Annotated in this window: 14 protein-coding genes; 11 read left to right on the top strand and 3 right to left on the bottom strand. The window is 57.4% G+C overall.

Annotation, left to right across the window (positions count from 1 at the left end):
• Positions 1-22: 22 nt before the first annotated feature.
• Positions 23-1099 carry a 3-deoxy-7-phosphoheptulonate synthase gene (locus IEQ42_RS20730; RefSeq protein ID WP_210704971.1) on the top strand — a complete coding sequence of 359 codons (1077 nt, stop codon included), beginning with the start codon at positions 23-25 and terminating at the stop codon, positions 1097-1099.
• Positions 1100-1156: 57 nt separating this feature from the next.
• Here the strand turns inward: IEQ42_RS20730 and IEQ42_RS20725 are convergent, their stop codons facing one another.
• Positions 1157-2236, bottom strand: coding sequence for a hypothetical protein (locus IEQ42_RS20725; protein WP_210704969.1), 1080 nt, complete (start codon positions 2234-2236; stop codon positions 1157-1159).
• A 336-nt stretch (positions 2237-2572) separates the two neighbouring features.
• Here IEQ42_RS20725 and IEQ42_RS20720 point away from each other — a divergent pair, with 336 nt between their 5' ends.
• From IEQ42_RS20720 to IEQ42_RS20675, 10 genes are all read left to right on the top strand, one after another.
• Entirely contained in the window at positions 2573-3442 is an 870-nt protein-coding gene (locus tag IEQ42_RS20720) for an esterase/lipase family protein (protein ID WP_210704967.1), read from the top strand.
• A gap of 96 nt (positions 3443-3538) precedes the next feature.
• Entirely contained in the window at positions 3539-3820 is a 282-nt protein-coding gene (locus IEQ42_RS20715) for a peptidylprolyl isomerase (protein WP_003445034.1), read from the top strand.
• 133 nt (positions 3821-3953) lie between these two features.
• A complete protein-coding gene (locus IEQ42_RS20710) occupies positions 3954-5822 on the top strand; it encodes an extracellular solute-binding protein (RefSeq protein ID WP_210704965.1) in 1869 nt (622 codons plus the stop codon).
• Positions 5822-6883, top strand: a complete 1062-nt coding sequence (locus IEQ42_RS20705) for a microcin C ABC transporter permease YejB (RefSeq protein WP_150602444.1) — start codon at positions 5822-5824, stop codon at positions 6881-6883. The genes IEQ42_RS20710 and IEQ42_RS20705 overlap by 1 nt, the downstream gene beginning before the upstream one ends.
• Positions 6883-7905 (top strand): ABC transporter permease, encoded by a 1023-nt coding sequence (locus IEQ42_RS20700; RefSeq protein WP_210704964.1) that lies wholly within the window; start codon positions 6883-6885, stop codon positions 7903-7905. The genes IEQ42_RS20705 and IEQ42_RS20700 overlap by 1 nt, the downstream gene beginning before the upstream one ends.
• A gap of 9 nt (positions 7906-7914) precedes the next feature.
• Positions 7915-9489, top strand: a complete 1575-nt coding sequence (locus tag IEQ42_RS20695; protein ID WP_210704963.1) for an ABC transporter ATP-binding protein — start codon at positions 7915-7917, stop codon at positions 9487-9489.
• A gap of 141 nt (positions 9490-9630) precedes the next feature.
• Positions 9631-11046, top strand: coding sequence for a sigma-54 interaction domain-containing protein (locus IEQ42_RS20690; RefSeq protein ID WP_210704962.1), 1416 nt, complete (start codon positions 9631-9633; stop codon positions 11044-11046).
• A gap of 276 nt (positions 11047-11322) precedes the next feature.
• Positions 11323-12714, top strand: coding sequence for a GntP family permease (locus IEQ42_RS20685; RefSeq protein WP_042559384.1), 1392 nt, complete (start codon positions 11323-11325; stop codon positions 12712-12714).
• A 7-nt stretch (positions 12715-12721) separates the two neighbouring features.
• Positions 12722-13495 (top strand): 3-hydroxybutyrate dehydrogenase, encoded by a 774-nt coding sequence (hbdH, locus tag IEQ42_RS20680; protein ID WP_210704961.1) that lies wholly within the window; start codon positions 12722-12724, stop codon positions 13493-13495.
• Between the two features lie 148 nt (positions 13496-13643).
• Positions 13644-15599, top strand: a complete 1956-nt coding sequence (locus IEQ42_RS20675; RefSeq protein WP_210705028.1) for an acetoacetate--CoA ligase — start codon at positions 13644-13646, stop codon at positions 15597-15599.
• Positions 15600-15637: 38 nt separating this feature from the next.
• Here IEQ42_RS20675 and IEQ42_RS20670 read toward each other — a convergent pair whose 3' ends face one another.
• Positions 15638-19405, bottom strand: coding sequence for a hypothetical protein (locus IEQ42_RS20670; RefSeq protein ID WP_210704960.1), 3768 nt, complete (start codon positions 19403-19405; stop codon positions 15638-15640).
• Positions 19406-19535: 130 nt separating this feature from the next.
• The gene (locus IEQ42_RS20665) at positions 19536-20645 is read right to left on the bottom strand and encodes a PilT/PilU family type 4a pilus ATPase (RefSeq protein WP_210704959.1); all 1110 of its coding nucleotides are present in this window, start codon (positions 20643-20645) and stop codon (positions 19536-19538) included.
• Between the last annotated feature and the right edge of the window lie 126 nt (positions 20646-20771).

The raw sequence follows: 20771 nt of genomic DNA, 5'->3' as shown, positions 1-20771 counted from the left end.
CGCCTGCCCAGGAAGACCGAATATGAACTCGTCCATTTCTGCACTGCCATTGTCCACCCATACTTGCGCCAACGAAGCCCTGACCTTGCGTCTGCCGAGCTCGTTGCAACTCAAGCAGCAATTGCCATTGAGCCATGCCTTGAGCCGCCAAGTCGCCGCCCACCGCCAGGCGGTTCGCGCGATCCTCAACGGCGAAGACCAGCGCCTGCTGGTAATTGTCGGACCTTGCTCAATCCACGACCCTCAGTCCGCCCTTGAATACGCTGGCAAGCTCGCTCGGCTGGCTGAACAGGTCAGCGACGAAATGCTTCTGGTGATGCGTGCCTACGTCGAAAAACCGCGCACCACTGTCGGCTGGAAAGGTCTGGCCTACGACCCGCATCTGGATGGCAGTGATGACATGGCCGGTGGCCTGGCACTGTCCCGCGAGCTGATGCTGGAAATGATCCGACTGGGTTTGCCGGTGGCGACCGAACTGTTGCAACCGATGGCCGCCGGCTACTTCGACGATCTGCTGAGCTGGGTTGCCATCGGTGCACGCACCACTGAATCGCAAATCCATCGCGAAATGGCCAGCGGCTTGAGCATGCCGGTGGGCTTCAAGAACGGCACCGACGGTGGTGCGACCGTTGCCGTTGACGCCATGCGTTCGGCAGCCCATCCCCATCGACATTTCGGCGTCGACAGCCAGGGACACCCGGCCATCATTCAGACACCCGGCAACGTTGACACCCATCTGGTGTTGCGCGGAGGCCATCAGGGGCCGAATCATGATCGCGAGAGCGTGGCACGGATTCACGCCGAACTGATCCGCCTGAAGATCCCGAGCCGGATTATGGTCGACTGCAGTCACGCCAACAGCGGCAAGGATCCATTGCGCCAACCAGGCGTGTTCAACGAAGTGCTTGAACAGCGCTTGCAGGGCGATCGCTCGTTGATTGGCATGATGCTGGAGTCGCATCTGTTCGAAGGCTGTCAGCCACTGAGCGCATCGCTGCAATACGGTGTCTCGATCACCGATGGCTGCCTGGGTTTCAGCGCAACCGAGCAACTGCTGCTCAATGCGGCTCAGCGCCTTGGCGCGCAGGCCAGAGGCTGATATCAAGACCTGCCCTCCGGTTTTTTTTAAACAACCGGAGGGCGAAGCGCGTCGCGACTACGCCTCGACCCGCACCAGCGTTACCGCAGACGCCTGACTGACGTCGTCCAGACGCTCGACGGTGTAGGCAACAGAGACAGTCGACCCAAGATGCTCACGCCAGAAGCGCTGTGGAACGATGAAAATCAGCGGTTTGCCTGCGGTTTCCCGGGTGATTTCACGGTCATCCCGATGATTGAAATATGCACCGTCGCACTTGAGGTAGACCAACTCACCCTCTTGCGTTTGGGCATTGCCGATCACCACAGTGACGCCATCAATCGAATCCTCCGTCAGTAGCACACCATCCTCAGCTTCCAGTACATCGGGCGCATCCAGCTCACCGAGCAGCAACGGCGTGACGAGTATTCGCGCGGGCTCGGATTCGCGCACCACTCCACCCGCCTGCTCGATTCGGTAGCGTACCGAGACCTCGCCACCAAGATGTGCTGCGATGTATTCGGGCGCGACCCAAAATGACAGGACATCGGAGACTGCGAAGGACTCGACCTTCAATCGATCACTGAACGACAGCGGGGATGCGTCGCCAGACCACATCAACAAAACCTGGTCACCTGCTGCCATGCGAGCGTATGGCTGAAGCGTGATGAGTACGCCTTCAGCGACACGCGCCGGGTCCAGCGTCCCGCCACTTGCACCCTCGACATGCGGCGCAAGCAATTGCGCCCGCGTATCCCCCACGGACAATTGCAGGCGCGCAGACAATGCGGGCTCGGTCAATGCTGCGCTGACGAGTGTCCAGCGGACCTCCAGCGAGCCGCCATCCAACGCCGCGACGTGCATGCCCTTGATAACGAAAATGACGTCTTTGCCAACCTGAGCTTCGCTGACGAAGCGCACCATTTCATGCTGATAGGCGTAACCCTCGATATCCAGGCCGTCCCAGCTCAACAGCAGTTGATCACCACTGGCCATGCCTGGATACGGGGCGATACGGACGACGACCTTGCTTTGCGAGGGGTCGAGGACGGTGCCCTCCAGCGCATCGAGCGTTACTGCTGGCAACAATTCAACTGTCTTGCTGGCGCTGGCTGGGTGGCGCATCCGGTAGCAAAACTCGATCTCATGCGTGTTCATTCGCAATTCCATTCCTTGGACAAAACGCTGTCTTCATTGACGGCGTCGACAGTCAACATTGAACGCGTTTGCAGGCGCTCTCGCTATCAGCCGAATTCGCCGCATCCATGGCGCAAAAGCTATGGAGCCGGTAGGCAACTTACACAAAATCGAGCTGCTTCCTGCGGGGGACGGCCAGAGCTTCCGATTTAGGCTTCAACTGCTGCTGAAAACTCCTACGACTACTAGTCCAGATTCAACGGTTAATTGAGGCCTCTTCGTACCTCTTCAACGAGTTGTGTGTTTTAGAGTGGCCCCCAGATTCCCCAATGAACTTCTGCGAAGAAAGGTAAGAACATGCAACGGAATGCTGTAACCCGTTATCCCATCCTTCTGGTACACGGTCTGTTCGGATTCGAGCGTATTGGCCATTTCGAACTGTTTCATGACGTCAAGGAGGCGCTGAAAACCGCTGAACACAGGGTCTTTGTTCCCCACCTCTCCGCTACCCACAATAATGAAATGAGGGGCGAGCAGTTGCTGGCGCAGATTGATCGTGTCCTGCGAGGCACAGGTGCCAGCAAAGTCAACCTCATCGGCCACAGCCAGGGCGCACTGACTGCAAGATATGCAGCGGCGCTTGCTCCGCACGCCGTCGCTTCGGTGACGTCGGTCAGTGGTCCAAACCACGGTTCGGAACTGGCTGACTTCCTGCGCAAAGCTCTGGTTCCGGGGCAATTGCCGGAACTGGTCGCGCACAACATTGCAACGCTGTTTGGTGATTTCCTTTCATTGCTCAGCGGTAGCGTCAACCTGCCGCAAAACGCGTTGGCGGCGCTCAATGCACTGACCACTGAGGGGGTTGGCGCTTTCAACGACAAATTTTCACAGGGCTTGCCCAGCACTTGGGGCGGCGACGGTCCCGGAAAAGTCAATGGCGTGCACTATTACTCCTGGAGCGGAGTGCTGCCTGCAAGCGACCTGCCCACCCTCGATCCGACTCAAAGCGTTCACCGGGCGCTGTCGCAATATTTCATAACAGAGGGACAACAGAATGACGGTTTCGTAGGACGCTACCGCTCCCACCTGGGGCAAGTGATCCGGTCTGACTATCCCCTGGACCACCTGAGCACCCTGCGCCGTCCTGCCAACGGGTTACCCGGTCAGCTCGACCCGATTAGTCTCTACGTAGAACATGCCGAGCGCCTGAAGGCAGCGAATCTGTGATCAGATAGTCGCCAATCCCACGGAACTTTGCCGAGAATTCGGCCACTGATTCCGGTAGGCTCCACACTTTACTGAAATAGATTGGAGAGTTTCCCCATGGCTAAAGCCACTGCCCGCCACATCCTTGTTGCCAGCGAAGACAAGTGCAACGAACTCAAGGCCCAGATCGAAGGCGGCGCTGATTTCGCCGAAGTCGCGAAGGCCAATTCCACCTGCCCATCCAGCCGTCAGGGCGGTGATCTGGGTTCGTTCGGTCCTGGCCAGATGGTCAAGGAATTCGATACCGTAGTCTTCAGCGCGCCGATCAATGTCGTGCAAGGCCCGGTGAAAACCCAGTTCGGTTATCACCTGCTGGAAGTCACCAGCCGTCAGGACTGATCCTTCGTCTGATTGCTATACAACGGCCCGCCTTTTGGTGGGCCGTTGTGTTTCAGTTACACATACGGCTGGCGACTGACGCGCCTCTCGCGTACAACTTGCGCTTATCGATTACCCGGTTCCAAGGCTGACAATGCGACTGGTTTTCCCAACATTGATGCTTACCGCCCTCGCCCTGCTGTCGGGCGCCGCTGGTGTGAACGCTGCACCGCAACATGCGTTGACCGTGTATGGCGAACCCGCCAAGTACCCCGCAGGCTTCAGTCACTTCGACTACGCCAACCCGCAGGCCCCAAAGGGCGGAACGATGCGCCGCTCGGCGCTCGAAATCGGTCACTTCGACCATATCCTTCCTTATATAGACAAAGGCATAGGCGTCAGCCAGATCGACGGCATGCTGTACTCACCGCTGGCACAGCGTTCGATGGACGAGCCCTACACCGTCTACGGCCTGGTCGCGCAAAAAATGGAGCGCTCGGACGACGGCCTGTCGCTACGATTTTTCATCAATCCCAAGGCCCGCTTCGCCGACGGTAAGCCGATCACCGCCGAAGACGTGCGTTACACCTACGATTTGTTGATGACCCAAGGCAGCTTGCGCTATCGCACGCAGTTCGCCGACATCAAAGGCGTCGAAGTCGAAGCACCGCTGATCGTGCGCTTCGATTTCAAAAGCAATGAAAACCGTACCTTGCCACTGGATATCGCGACCCTGCCGGTGTTTCCCGAACATTGGTGGAAGCGTCGCGATTTTGCCGGCGGTGGTGGTTATGAACCGCCACTGGGCAGCGGCCCTTATCGGGTCGGCAAGGTTGACTCGGGACGGAGTATCACGTTCGAGCGCAATCCCGATTGGTGGGGCAAGGATCTGCCGGTCAGCCGCGGCTTGTATAACTTTGACCATTTCAGCATCGAGTATTTCGGCGACACCGACGTCGCACGCCAGGTACTGCGCGGTGGCGCCTATGACTACAACCGCGAGTTTTCAGCCACTGGCTACTCAATTGGTTATGACAGCCCTGCCCTGAGGGACGGGCGTCTGCAAAAAGCCCATCTGGCCACCGAGGCGCCGCAATCGGCCCAGGGATTTGTGTTCAACCTGCAGAAACCGACGTTCCAGGATCGACGCGTGCGTCAGGCACTGGCCATGTTGTGGGATTTCGAGTGGAGCAACCGGCAGATGATGCGCAACCTGTACATCCGCCAGCAAAGTTATTTTTCCAACTCAGAACTGGCGGCGCGGGAGTTACCCGATGCACAAGAGCTGAAAATCCTTGAACCCTTGCGTGGACAGATTCCCGACGAGGTCTTCACAAAAGTCTTCGAGGCGCCGAAAACCGATGGCAGCGGCCTGATCCGCGACAAGCAATTGCAAGCCCTCGCTTTGCTTGAGCAGGCCGGCTGGAAACCTGACGGCGATCAACTGGTGAATGCCGAAGGCGAGCCGCTGAGTTTTACCTTTCTGGTCAGCCAGAACGGCATCGATCGACTGTTATTGCCCTACAAGCGCACGCTGAAACAGATCGGCATTGACCTTAACATCCGCCGCATCGACGCCTCGCAGTACGTCAATCGCTTGATGAGCCGCGACTACGACATGATCGTCACCGGCTATCCGGTCACTACGTCGCCGGGTGGCGAACTTCTCAACTATTTCGGCTCGGCGGCCGCCAACGACCCTGGCGCCAACAATTACATGGTTTTGAAAAACCCGGCAGTCGACACGCTGATCAACGGCCTGATCCGCGCCTCGACCAAACCCGACATGCTGCATTACGCCCATGCGCTGGACCGCGTGCTGCAATGGAACTACTACTGGATTCCCAACTACTACCCGCCGGGCAGTTCGACGGTCTGGTGGAACCGTTTCGGCATTCCGTCGGTTCAGGCGAGCAATGACGAAGCCATCGAGAGCTGGTGGGAAATCAGCCGTACGCCGCTGACCAATCAACAGATGACCGCCGAGAAAATCACGCGCGGCAGACCCGGAGGACCTCGCTGATGTGGGGTTACATACTGCGGCGTCTGCTGCTGATCATTCCGACACTGGTGATCATTCTGCTAGTCAATTTCGTCATCATTCAAGCCGCGCCGGGCGGCCCGGTCGAGCAGGCGATCGCGCACTTGCAGGGCATTGGCGGGACGAATGTCGGCGGTGGTTCGGGCGAGACCATGAGCGGTACATCACGCGCCAGCCGTGGTCTCGACCCGCAACTGATCAAGGACATCGAAAAACAGTACGGTTTCGACAAACCGGCCCATGAACGCCTGTGGTTGATGCTGAAGAACTACGCGCAACTGGACTTCGGTAAAAGCTTCTTTCGTGGCGCGACGGTCACCGATCTGATACTGGAAAAAATGCCGGTGACCATCTCGCTCGGGCTGTGGGCCACGCTGATCACTTATCTGGTGTCGATTCCGCTGGGCATCCGCAAGGCCGTGCATCACGGCAGCCATTTCGATATCTGGAGCAGCACGGCAATCATTATTGGCTACGCGATGCCGGCGTTTCTGTTTGCGATGTTCCTGATCGTGGTGTTTGCCGGCGGCACCTCGCTGAACTGGTTTCCGGTGCGAGGTCTGGTCTCGGATAACTTCGAATCGTTGTCGACCCTTGGCAAGATCGCCGACTACTTCTGGCATCTGGTGTTGCCGGTCACCGCGCTGGTGATCGGTGGATTCGCGACATTGACGATTCTTACCAAGAACTCGTTCCTCAACGAAATCACCCGCCAATACGTGGTCACGGCGCGGGCCAAAGGCTTGAGCGAGCGTCGTGTGCTGTATGGCCACGTGTTCCGCAACGCGATGTTGCTGGTGGTGTCGGGCATTCCTCAAGCCTTTATCAGTGTGTTCTTCGCCGGATCCCTGCTGATCGAAGTGATCTTCTCCCTCGACGGCCTCGGCCGCATGAGCTACGAAGCGGCGGTCTCCCGGGACTATCCGGTCGTGTTCGGCTCGCTGTTCATCTTCACCCTGTTCGGTTTGCTGATAAAACTGATTGGCGATCTGTGTTACACCCTCGTCGATCCGCGCATCGACTTCGCCGCGAGGAACGCCTGATGTTCAAGCTCTCGCCTCTGGGGCGTCGCCGCTTCGAGCGTTTCAAGAAAAACCGCCGGGGCTGGTGGTCGTTGTGGTTGTTTATCGCACTGTTTGTCGTGACGTTAGGCGGTGAACTGATCGCCAACGACAAACCGCTGATGGTCAGCTATCAGGACCAGTGGTACTTCCCGGTATTCAAACGGCACACCGAACAGGAGTTCGGCGGGCAGCTACCCTTCCAGGCCGATTACCGCAGCGAATACGTGCAGAACCTGATCCGCAAGGACGGTGGCTGGCTGCTGTTCCCGCCCATCCCGTTCAGTGACGACACACCCAATTACGACCTCGACAAACCGGCGCCCAGCCCACCCACGGCAGTCAACTGGCTCGGCACCGATGACCAGTCGCGGGATGTGTTGGCGCGGGTGATCTTCGGCGCGCGGGTTTCGATTCTGTTTGCACTGATGCTGACGTTTGTCAGCGCGCTGATCGGCATCGCGGCCGGCGCGCTGCAAGGCTATTACGGCGGCTGGGTCGATCTGCTCGGGCAACGTTTGCTGGAGGTGTGGTCCGGGTTGCCGGTGCTCTATCTGCTGATCATCCTCTCCGGTTTCGTCGAACCGAATTTCTGGTGGCTGCTGGGGATCATGGCGCTGTTTTCATGGCTGGCATTGGTGGACGTGGTGCGTGCCGAGTTCCTGCGCGGACGCAATCTGGAATACGTCAAAGCCGCGCGCGCCTTGGGGTTGACTGACCGCAAAGTGATTGTCCGGCACATCCTGCCCAACGCCATGAATGCGACGTTGAGCTACCTGCCATTCATTCTGACCGGAGCGATTTCCACCCTCACCGCACTGGACTTCCTGGGTTTCGGCATGCCGGCCGGCAGTGCTTCGCTGGGCGAATTGATTGGCCAGGGCAAGCAGAACTTGCAGGCACCGTGGCTCGGACTGACGGCGTTTTTCACGCTGGCGCTGATCCTTTCCTTATTAGTGTTCATCGGCGAAGCGTTACGTGACGCGTTCGACCCTCGATCCTGAAGCGTGACCATGACTGACAACCTGATTGAAATGCGTAATCTGAACGTCGCCTTCCATGGTCAGACCGTGGTGCGCGACTTGTGCCTGGATATCCGCCCCGGTGAATGTCTGGCACTGGTCGGCGAGTCCGGCTCGGGCAAATCGGTAACCGCGCATTCGATCCTGCAATTGCTCCCCGAAAGCGACGCGCACACCAGCGGCAGCATTCGCTATCGCGGGCAGGAACTGCTCGGCGCCGAGCCGAAGGTCTTGCGTGAACTGCGCGGCAATCGCATTGCGATGATCTTTCAGGAGCCGATGACCTCGCTCAATCCGCTGCACACCATCGAAAAGCAGATCGGCGAGACGCTGTTGCTGCACCGCGGCCTCGGTGGCAAAGAGGCGCAAAAACGCATCATCGAGCTGCTCGGACTGGTGGGCATCCAGAAACCCAAAGAGCGGCTCAAGGCCTACCCGCATCAGTTGTCTGGCGGCCAACGACAACGGGTGATGATTGCCATGGCGCTGGCCTGCGAACCGGAGTTGCTGATCGCCGACGAGCCAACCACCGCCCTCGATGTCACCGTGCAGCGCAAGATCCTGCTGCTGCTCAAATCCCTGCAACAGCGGTTGGGCATGTCGCTGCTGCTGATCAGCCACGACCTCAATCTGGTGCGCAGCATCGCCCAGCGCGTCTGCGTGATGAAGGCCGGCGAGATTGTCGAGCAGGCGCCCTGCGAAACGCTGTTCACCGAGCCGAAGCATCCTTACAGCTGCGTGCTGCTCAACGCCGAGCCAGATGGCGAAGCATTGCCCCGGGATGAGCGCGAAAACGTCCTGGAGGTCGATGATCTGCAGGTGGAATTCGTCGTCGGTGGCGGGCTGTTTCAGCGCAAACAGTACCTGCGCGCAGTGGACGGCATCAGCCTGAACATTCAACGCGGCAAGACCCTGGGCATTGTTGGCGAATCCGGTTCGGGCAAGTCGACGCTGGGTCAGGCAATTCTGCGTTTGCTCGATTCGCAAGGCAGCATTCGATTTCAAGGCACAGCGCTCGATGGCCTTAATCAGAAACAACTGCGGCCGTGGCGTCGGCAGATGCAGGTGGTGTTTCAGGATCCGTTCGGCAGCCTCAGCCCTCGGATGTCGGTAGCGCAGATCATCAGCGAAGGCCTGGAAGTGCATTGCGAATCCACCGCTGACGAATGCGATGAACAAGTGATCCGCGTACTCAAGGAAGTCGGACTCGACCCGGACAGCCGTCATCGCTATCCCCACGAGTTTTCCGGTGGCCAGCGTCAACGTATCGCCATCGCCCGGGCGCTGGTGCTGAAACCGGCGCTGATTCTGCTCGACGAACCGACCTCGGCACTCGATCGCACGGTGCAGAAACAAGTGGTCGCCCTGCTCCGTGATCTGCAGGAAAAACATGGTCTGACTTATCTGTTTATCAGCCATGACCTGGCCGTCGTCCGCGCTCTGGCACACGACATGATCGTGATCAAGGACGGTAAAGTCGTCGAACGTGGCGCGAGCCATGAGGTATTCGATTCGCCGCAGCACCCGTATACCAAAGAGCTGTTGGCGGCCGCGCATCCGGGCTAGGCATAATTGGCGCCCGGTTTGAAACCGCGTCGCGGCATTCGCGAGCAAGCTAGCTCCCACAGTTGAAATGCATGCCCCTGTGGGAGCGAGCCTGCTCGCGAAGAGGCTATCGCTGGTAACACACATTCAGGATCAGCCTTCATGAACACCACCGAAAGCCTCAAGGACTACCAACGGGTTCGCACCCTGGCGATCCGCTCGCTGTTCGAGATCATCGAGCAATCGAGCGAAGGCACGGTGATTGTCGATCGCGACGCCAACATCGTCTGGATGAACGAACGCTACGCCAGACGTTTCGGCCTGGAGTCCGCTGCAGGTGCGATCGGCAAGCCTTGCGAAAGCGTGATCCCCGGCAGCCTGTTGCGTGAAGTGGTGCGCAGCGGCCGGCCGATTCTGCTGGACATGCAGGACACGCCGAAAGAGCCGTTGGTGGTGATGCGCCTGCCGATTCACGACGATGCCGGCACGGTGATCGGCGCAATCGGTTTCGCCCTGTTTGATGAGTTGCGCACCCTGTCGCCGATGCTCAAGCGCTACCTGAGCATGCAGGAAGAACTGGCCTCGACCCGTTCATTGCTGCGTGCGCGGCAGACCAAGTACAACTTTGCGCACTTCATTGGCACCAGTGCCGCCAGCCTCGAAGTCAAACGTCGCGCTCGCCGCAGCGCCAGTACCGACTCGCCGGTTCTGTTGCTCGGCGAAACGGGCACCGGCAAAGAGCTGTTGGCCCAAGCAATCCACAGTGCTTCGCCACGGGCGCACAAGGCGTTTGTCAGCATCAACAGTGCGGCGATCCCCGAGGCGCTGCTCGAAGCGGAGTTTTTCGGCACGGCACCGGGCGCCTTCACCGGAGCTGACCGCAAGGGCCGCACCGGCAAACTGCAGATTGCCCAGGGTGGCACGTTGTTCCTCGATGAAATTGGCGACATGCCGTTGCCGCTGCAAAGCAAACTGCTGCGCGTGCTGCAAGAGAAAGAGTTCGAGCCGGTGGGCTCCAATGAAGTGATCCAGAGCGATGTCCGGGTGATTGCCGCGACATCGACGGACTTGCAAGCAGCAATCAAACGCGGTGAATTCCGCGCTGACTTGTATTACCGACTCAACGTATTGCCCATCAATGTGCCGCCGTTACGGGACAGGCTCGATGACCTGCCAGCGCTCAGCGAAGCCATTCTCGAAGAGCTGCGCAGCCAGCACGACCTGCACCGCGAAGCCTTGGCGTTGCTCGCGCAGCATGCCTGGCCGGGCAACATTCGCGAGCTGCGCAACGTGCTGGAACGGGCGGCGCTGCTCAGCGATGACTTGATGCTTTCAGAGGTCGACATTCGTGCGGCAATCGGTACGTTTACGCCAGTGGAGCGCACCTGCGCGCCGGTTGTTGAACCGTTGGCCGTGGAAACTTTCGCCCAGGCTCGCGAACGGTTTGACCGGCAATTGATCCAGTCTGCGCTTGTGCAATGTGGGGGCAAGGTGCCGGAGGCAGCGGCTCGGCTGGGGCTTGGGCGGTCGACGTTGTACAAGAAGATGGTGGCGCTGGGGATTACCGAGTCTCAATAGAGAGACATGCATCTCGAAATAAAGACAAGAACAAAAGCATCGCTGGCAAGCCAGCTCCCACAGGTTTATCGCAGTCCTGTGGGAGCTGGCTTGCCAGCGATGACGTCCGCTGATTCAAAAAAACATCTCAAAATAGAGACAAAACATTCATTTAATGCCCGCGACTCAAAATAATTTCCATATATTTCAACAAGTTATCTATATGGCACAAAACTCGCTAAAGCCTCTCCCACACCTGTTTCAACCACAAAAATAACAATTCTGGAGAGACACACCATGAGTGTGATCATTGCCTTGGCAGCCCTCGCGCTGTTGATGCTCGCCGCCTACCGTGGCTACAGCGTTATCCTTTTTGCCCCGATTGCCGCCCTCGGTGCGGTCCTGTTGACCGACCCTTCCGCCGTCGCCCCTGCCTTCACCGGGGTGTTCATGGAAAAAATGGTCGGTTTCATCAAACTGTACTTTCCCGTCTTCCTGCTCGGCGCCGTGTTCGGCAAGTTGATTGAGCTGTCCGGATTTTCGCGTTCTATCGTCGCTGCAGCGATTCGCCTGCTTGGCACCAAGCAGGCCATGCTGGTCATCGTGCTGGTTTGCGCCGTGCTCACCTACGGTGGCGTTTCGCTGTTCGTCGTGGTGTTTGCGGTTTATCCGTTTGCCGCGGAGATGTTTCGCCAGAGCAATATCCCCAAGCGTCTGATCCCGGCGACCATCGCCCTCGGCGCGTTTTCGTTCACCATGGATGCCCTGCCCGGCACGCCGCAGATCCAGAACATTATTCCCAGCACCTTCTTCAATACCACCGCGTGGGCAGCGCCGTGGCTGGGTGTGATCGGCACGATTTTCGTGTTTTGCGCCGGCATGCTGTTCCTGCAGCGTCAGCGCAACAAGGCCCAGCGTGCCGGTGAAGGTTATGGCACCGAGCTGCGCAACGAGCCGGAAACGGCCGAAGACCTGAAGCTGCCAAACCCGTGGCTTGCGCTGTCGCCGCTGCTGGCAGTGGGCATCATGAACCTGCTGTTCACCCAGTGGATTCCGCAGTGGTACGGCAAGACCCACAGCCTCGCGCTGCCGGGCATGGCCACGCCGGTCACCACTGAAATCGCCAAACTGACGGCGATCTGGGCGGTACAAGCGGCGTTGCTGATCGGCATCCTCATGGTGCTGGTGTTCGGCTTTAAAGCGATTCGCAGCAAACTGGCCGAGGGCAGTAAAAGCGCGGTCAGCGGCGCGCTGCTGGCCGCCATGAACACCGCCTCCGAATACGGTTTCGGCGCGGTGATCGCCTCGCTGCCGGGGTTTCTGGTGCTGGCCGACTGGCTCAAGCAAATCCCCAATCCGCTGGTCAACGAAGCGATCACCGTGACCTTGCTCGCCGGTATTACCGGTTCGGCCTCCGGCGGTATGAGCATTGCCCTGGCGGCGATGTCGGAGCAGTTCATCAGCGCGGCGAACGCGGCGAACATTCCGCTGGAAGTGCTGCACCGCGTGGCCGCGATGGCCAGCGGCGGCATGGACACCCTGCCGCATAACGGCGCGGTGATCACGCTGCTGGCGGTTACCGGTCTGACCCACCGCGAAGCCTATAAAGACATTTTCTGTATTACGCTGATCAAGACCCTGGCGGTTTTCGTGGTGATCGGCACTTTCTACGCCACTGGCATTGTGTGAGGTATTGATGACGACTCTTTCGGGCAAAACCGCACTGGTTACCGGCTCCACCAGCGGCATCGGCCTGGGCATTGCCCTTGCGCTGGCCAAGGCTGGGGCCAACGTGATTCTCAATGGTTTCGGTGATGCCGCCAAAGTGATTGCCGAAGTGGCGCAGTACGGCGGCAAGGTCGGCCATCATCCGGCCGACGTCAGCGACCCGGCGCAAATCACCGAGATGATCGCGTACGCCGAGCACGAGTTCGGCGGCGTCGACATTCTGGTCAATAACGCCGGTATCCAGCACGTCGCGGCGGTGGAAGAATTTCCGATCGAGCGCTGGGATTCGATCATCGCCATCAATCTTTCTTCGGTGTTCCACAGCACTCGCCTGAGCTTGCCGGGCATGCGCGCCAAGGGCTGGGGGCGAATCATCAACATTGCCTCGGTCCACGGCCAGGTTGGCTCGACGGGCAAAGCGGCTTATGTCGCGGCCAAACATGGCGTGATCGGGCTGACCAAAGTGGTCGGCCTGGAAACTGCGACCAGTAACGTCACCTGCAACGCTATCTGCCCGGGTTGGGTGTTGACGCCGCTGGTGCAGAAGCAGATCGATGATCGCGCAGCCAAGGGCATCGACCCGCAGCAGGCGCAACATGATTTGCTGGCAGAGAAACAGCCGTCATTGGAATTCGTCACCCCGCAGCATCTGGGTGATCTGGTGTTGTTTCTGTGCAGCGAGGCTGGCAGCCAGGTCCGTGGCGCGGCGTGGAATATTGATGGTGGGTGGTTGGCGCAGTAAGTTTTCGCGCAGCCATTCTCCTTGGGGGAGCGAGCCTGCTCGCGAAGGCGGTGTGTCAGTCCCGTATGCATTCACTGACAGAATGCTTTCGCGAACAGGCTCGCTCCCACAGGTGATGTGCATGAACAACAAAACAAGAGGCAAACCAATGTCCGACATCCTCTGGCAACCCGACGCCAGCCGCATCGCCAAATCGCGCATGGACGCGTTCCGACGCTCCGTCAATCAGCGCCATTCGCTGAGCCTTGGCGACTACCCTGCCCTGCATCAGTGGAGCATCGATCAGCGCGAAGTGTTCTGGCAGGCCATCGTTGATTTCTTCGACATCAGTTTCCATACCCAGCCCGACGCCGTGCTGCGCGAAGGCGCGAAAATGCCCAGCGCCGAGTGGTTTCCCGGAGCAACGCTGAATTTTGCCGAGCACCTGTTGCGCCGACGCGATGATGCGGTGGCGGTCGTGAGCGTGGCGGAAAATGGTCAGCGCGAGCAATTGACCTGGGCTGAGCTGGCCCGCCAGGTCGCGGGGTTTCAGGCCAGCCTGCAAGCGGCTGGCGTTGGCCTCGGCGACCGGGTTGCGGCGTGCATGCCAAACACCTGGCAGACCCTGGTGGCGATGCTCGCGACCACCAGCCTCGGCGCGATCTGGTCATGCTCATCACCGGACTTCGGCACCCATGGCGTGATCGACCGCTTCGGCCAGATCGAGCCGAAAGTGCTGATCACCTGCGCCGGCTATCGCTATGCCGGCAAAGAGATCGACCAGACGACCAAGCTCAATGAAATCCTTGAGCAACTGCCGTCGCTGCAACAGCTGATCATCGTGCCTTACGCGCGCTCGCAGGCTCGCGTGGAAGATTATCGAACGCACGCCGATGTCACGCGCTGGGATGATTTCTACACGCCGGGCGGCGAGCCGTTCTTCGTCCCGGTGCCGTTCGCCCACCCGCTGTACGTGCTGTATTCCAGCGGCACCACCGGCGTGCCGAAATGCATCGTGCACAGCACCGGCGGCGTGCTGCTGCAACACGTGAAGGAACATGGATTGCACGTCGACCTCGGTCCCGGCGACCGCTTGTTCTACTACACAACGTGCGGCTGGATGATGTGGAACTGGCTGGTGTCGGCCCTCGCGGTCGGCAGCGCCGTGGTGCTGTATGACGGCTCGCCCTTTCACCCAGGTCCCGAGCGTTTGCTGGATCTGCTGGAAGATGAGCGCGTCAGCGTATTCGGCACCAGCCCGAAATTCCTCGCAACCCTGGAAAGCAGTGGCCTCAAGCCCCGCGAAAGCCATGATCTGAGCGCCCTGAATACCCTGCTCTGCACCGGCTCAGCCTTGTCGCCGCAGAGCTACGATTTCGTCTACCGCGACTTCAAACCGGACGTCTGCCTGGCCTCGATGTCCGGTGGCACCGATATCGTTTCCTGCTTTGTTAACGGCAATCCGCTATCCCCCGTGCGGCGCGGCGAGATCATGGGCAAGAGCCTGGGCATGGCGGTTGAAGTGTGGAACGACGCAGGTCAGCCGGTGATCGGTGAAAAAGGCGAGTTGGTGTGCACCCGGCACTTCCCGGCGATGCCGATCGGCCTGTGGAATGACCCGGAGGGCGAGAAGCTGCGCAAATCCTATTTCAGCCTGTTCCCCGGAGTCTGGGCGCAAGGTGATTACGCCGAAGAGTTGCCCCACGGCGCAATGATGATTCACGGCCGCTCCGACGCCGTGCTCAATCCGGGCGGCGTGCGCATCGGTACGGCGGAAATTTATCGGCAGGTTGAAAAAGTCCCGCAAGTGCTCGACAGCGTAGCGATCGGGCAGCAATGGCAGGACGATGTGCGGGTGGTGTTGTTTGTGCGGTTGCAGGACGGCGCGGTACTCGACGATAGCCTGCAAGCGCAGATTCGCCAGGTGATCCGCGCCAGCGCTACACCGCGGCATGTGCCGGCGAAGATTGTTGCCGTCACGGACATTCCACGCACGATCAGTGGCAAGGTGGTGGAACTGGCCGTGAGGAACGTAGTGCACGGCCAGCCGGTGAAAAACACCGATGCATTGGCCAATCCCGAAGCGCTGGAGCAGTTTCGGGATCGGCCTGAACTGGCGGATTGATTCGGCCTGGCAGTGAAGTCAGATCGCGGCCTGCATAATCACGCTGGCTTGTTCAGAGTGATAATAACCGGCTCGGTAATGGCGTTTGCGCCACTGGCTTCAAGAGCACTGGTGATGTCCGCCATATTGCGGTCGAACGTCACTTTGTCTGTGCAAAGCTGGCTCAGAAGTGAAGTGGCCATCGCCAGCGAATCTGCATTTTCAAAGGCTTTGGATGGCGCATGACAAACCGTGCTGCCTTCTGACACCGGCAGACAGCCCGATGCAATATTGAGCAGTGTTGCCACATCCAGTTGCTGTCCTTCGGCCTTGTCTGCCTGCGCGTCAGTCGCGTAGCCCACATCGTCCGTCTGCGCGCTCGCATGGAATAACTCGTGAATCAGATCATCGGCTACGACGTCATGATTAAAGCCCAGGCTAATGAAATGTTTGTTGAGGTTTTTTGTATATATTTCAACAAAAGCCTGATCAGCCCCATTGGTTGCGCCTTCATTTTTCCAGCGTTTATAAGCGTTAACATCGAATGCGGCGATAGTTTCGTTCTCCTTGATGGCGTCAAGCACAATATTGCTTAGCGAAAACCCGGCAAAATCGAAGCGGATCAAGCGCAGGTAGATAATCAAACGATCTAAGGCTACCGATGACGAGTCCCCGAATAAAATTTTCATCACTCGACTGCAATCGCGTTTGAAGTCATGACGGCTTATGGCTGTAAGGGCGTTATCAATTTTCGCTCGCGCACGCGGCAGACTTTGGTCGATGAAGCTTCGCGAATAGCTCTCCGGCAAGGTCTTTGTCGGGTAAGGCAATGGCAATGAAGCGTTATGCCTGAAACCGTCCAGAGGTTTGCCCCAGACGTTGCCGCGACGATTCAAGGCGTACCATTTATTGTCTCGGCGCACGGCCAGAATCGCAACGGCATCGCTCGCTACGCCGCGGGGGCGCCAGGTGCCGAGCGCAAATTGTGCGTTACCATTACTGTCAAGCAAAACATGTGGGTGTTGTCGCGGCCTGAGTGAGCGCAACTGTTTGTTCGCCTTTGCGATAAGTGCATGCGAGTTTTTGTTGAAACGCAAAAAACCCTTGTGTACCAGTTTTCCACCTAACTGTATGCCAGACGGCACGCCGTCCAGTGGGTTGAGTAGTGAAATCGCCGAGGTAAACGCCAACATGGTAAAACGCGCAGCTTTTGCCGTTGTAGAAATGGTCTTCGCTGAAATACTCAACACTTTGGAACTGGCTCCCGCGACCGTTCCCACCAGCCCGATGCCGTCCATCAAACAACCATAAATCCCGTCTACCACTTTGTCGTGTTGACCGGATGTAATGTCCTCGATACATCTCTTGAACGGCACCACCAGGTCGATGAAATAAGTAATCAGCCGTTCGCTTTCTTCTCGGGAGAGTTCCAAAGGCGTGGGTACACGAACTAGCTCTCTGAGTTCCCGAGCATTCAGGAACGGTCGATGAGTAACAATAAACTCCGCGATACGTGCAACGTCAGGATCGTTGATACGCTGATAAAATCCCATCTTGGGGTTCGCAGTTGTTTGCGGCTCGGGCAGCGCACCAAAGTTATCGATAAAGGCCATGCTACTGCTGATCGAAGCGTCTGGCGCAACACCATGGGTGTAACACTTCACATTGAGCGGCAATAACTGCAGGGAGGTAAAAGGCAGTTGAGATGTCAGGTCAGCCGGGCGATTCATCCTTGAGCGCTGCTGCAGTGTTTGCTGGCGAACAATCAACTCACCCAATGCGTCATTTTTTTGAAACTCTCCGCGCGCGGTGAACAGCTCATAACAGATGACAGCATTGTTGTAAGTCGCAAACATCACAACGCCAAAACGACCGGTTGCAGCGTCTCGGCTTTGCAGTGTTTCTTTTTGAAATTCCTTGTTTAATGGCCCGCCGATGCGCTTGGTAACCGTATAGATCGCGGATCCACGCACGGTGAGAAAGTGGATCTTTGCATTCATGAAGGCGTGCAGATCAGTATCGGGCATCAGTGCCAACGCCATTTTTACGGTCGTCAACATGGCCTCATCCAAATCACTGCGATACACCGCCAACTGACGATCCATCTCCTCATCACAGGATTTGAGCGCGAGTAATTGTGGGTAATGCTTAAAAAGGCTAACGCCCGAAGGGTTGTAATTGATGGCCGGTCGCGGCACCCCGTTCGTGATCAAGCGGACGGTGCGTCGGTCCCACTTGCCGGTAACCAGATCGCCAGACTGATGCAAATCAACCATGGACATGATCTGCTGGCCTCCTTCTTCGGAAAGTGCTTTTTCGTCCAGAGTGTCGCAGCCAGGCGCCGCGACACTCAATGCCGCACGGGCAATTTTTGCCCTGTCAGGTAGCACTGTCGAGAAGGCTTTGGCTATTTGGCTAAACTTCTCGGCATGCTGCTCGAATGCCGCAATTGCTCGTTTTGTAGTAGCTTCCTCCGTCCTATCAAGCTCGGCACGCGTCACTACTTGATTAAGCAGCGCCCAATCGACAATCGGGTCGATCATGGTCAGATCCCGTAGATGTCTCTGCGCGTCACTTACCGGATGCAAGTCGGCGTAAGCCATGATCTGGGTATAGGTCATCACTTGAGCGGCACCGGTTTTAACCGCGTTAACCAGCGTCACGCCACGACTGAAATTGATCCACGCAATCGAGCCAAGTGTAACTGACGACGGTACTCCAGATACGAGAAACTCCGGTGCAATGCGAGTCAGTAACATATGGGCCGCAAGCGGCGCCAGAGCAGCGTCTACCCATTTTTTGGTATGCAAAAAGCTCGACAGGTCCTGAAGTACTGACGAGGCATGTCGTTCAACGTTTATCGCTGCATATAAATCAAACCCGGCAACACGACCGCGTTGGATACTCTGGTCAATCGATGTATCAAGGTCGAGCAATATAGCCGTTATCAATAGTTGGGCAAGCACGCTCTCAGATACCTCTTCCTGTGCGTTTGCGCCAAACCATTCAAGCTCTTCGAGATATCTTCTGGCGATCACTAGCGAGCCAGTGTGTGTAACCAGGTTTTTTATTTGCCGAGCGGCGTTCTCATGCGTTATACGTGGCCGCCCGTTGATGCTGTGCAAAGTTGTGAGAAGTTTCTTGCCTAAAGTGATTTTTGCCGTCGCCCGCCTGATCTCTGAAAATTCGTCCTGCGTGAGTTTCAACAATCCCTGCCCACCCCCCTGAAAGTGCTCCCAATAGTTGACGGAATCATCAACGACCGGATCAAATTTCAACAAGGCAATCAAGTTCCTGACTTCTGCGTTATTTTTCGGCGGATCAATCTCATGAAAGCGAAACCATTGATCCAGGGTCATATCCAGGTCCGGCCATACATACCCTCCTGCTGCGCGGGATATATCCGCAATCAACTTCAAAGGCGTCGTATACTCCTCATAAACGCCAAGGATGGTGCGCGCACGCACGTCAATCCAGCCGTCCGGACCATAGACTTCGAATTTCCCATCAGGCCCGACCCGAACAAGACCATCATGCTCACGCGCCCCCACACGATTAATCATCCCAATGACAAAATTCTTTTGCAGAAAGTCGTTAAGCAAAAGTCTGCCGGGATTATAAATTTCATATATTGAGGATCCCGGCTGCAACGCTATTTCGCGAGCATACCAATTGATAACCTGGTCTTCTTTAATCTCTTCCAGCGCCAACTCCAGCTCATCAATTACCCGAAGATACTCAGTGGCATCCGCGGCCAGCTTGCCATTCAATTCAGCCAGAGCCTTGGTTGATGACTGAAAAATTTTGTTTGTTTTTTTAAAATCCATTATGAAATCCCATCAAGTTAATTGTTTATTGTCACGGCTGACAATACTCAACTTCCAGAATAGGCTGGTCCACTTCGAAGATATTAAGCGATATTACCAACAATCAATATCGACCCTACTGAATAGCATATCAATCCATTAAACCCCACTCTCCCGCCGTTGAATTTCGATCAATGTTGCTCTCTCCAATCAACTTCAAGCGCAACTTCAGATTGTTGACCGAATCGGCATTCCTTAACGCCTCTTCCTCAGTGATTGCACCGGTCGATACCAACGCAAACAGGGCTGAGTCAAATGTCTGCATACCCATAGCCGCGGATTTTTCCATCATCGCTTTGAGCTCCCCGAACTCACAACGTCGGACCAGATCGGCTACGGTCGGCGTACCCAGCAACACCTCTACGGCAGCTCTGCGGTTTCCATCAACAGTGCGCACAAGACGCTGCGAAATACATGCTTTCAAGTTGTTACCAAGCGCCTGTAGCAACTGCGACCGGCGCTCTTCTGCGAACATATTGATAATTCGATCCAACGCCTGATTGGCGTTATTAGCGTGCAACGTCGACAAAACCAGATGCCCTGTCTCGGCAAATGACAACGCGTGTTCCATGGTTTCACGGTCGCGAATTTCACCGATCAGCACCACGTCCGGCGCCTGGCGCAAGGTATTTTTAAGCGCGGAGTGAAAACTTCGAGTGTCGACCCCGACTTCACGCTGGTTGATGATCGAACGCTGATGGCGATGGATATACTCGATCGGGTCTTCGATGGTGACGATGTGCCCGCTGCTGTTGCGGTTGCGGTGATCGATCAGCGCTGCCAGCGACGTTGATTTTCCCGAACCGGTAGCACCGACAAACAGTACCAGCCCCTGCTTGAGCATCACGGTTTCGAGCAATACTGGCGGCAGTTTGAGATCCTCGAAACGCGGAATATCGAGTTTGACGTTGCGGATCACAATGGATACATCGTTGCGCTGTTTAAAGATGTTGACCCGGAAGCGACCGATGCCGGGGCGCGAGATTGCCAGGTTCATTTCCAGATCCCGGTCGAACTCCCTGCGCTGCTCGGCGTCCATGAGGGAGGTGGCTAGCGTTGCCACCTCGCCAGGTTTGAATGATTGCTCACTCAACGGGGTAAGCACGCCTTCAAAACGTGCGCTGGGCGGTGCGCCCGTGGAGAGGTACAGGTCCGAACCATGACGACTCGCCAGTTGTTTGAGCAGTGCATCGATTTCCATGGCTAAAAGCACCTGCGAAGCTTGCAATGAACAGAGAGGACCCGCGCCGTGACGCCGCGAGCCAATGCGCGTCTACCAGATTAGGATAGTAGACGCCGCCCTACCGACTGACGCTCAGGATGCAAC

Origin of the sequence: Pseudomonas iridis (genome assembly GCF_017980685.1) — a bacterium.
GTDB lineage: Bacteria > Pseudomonadota > Gammaproteobacteria > Pseudomonadales > Pseudomonadaceae > Aquipseudomonas > Aquipseudomonas iridis.
Note: the sequence above shows the minus strand (reverse complement) of the source record. Positions and strands in the feature narration are given on the sequence as shown.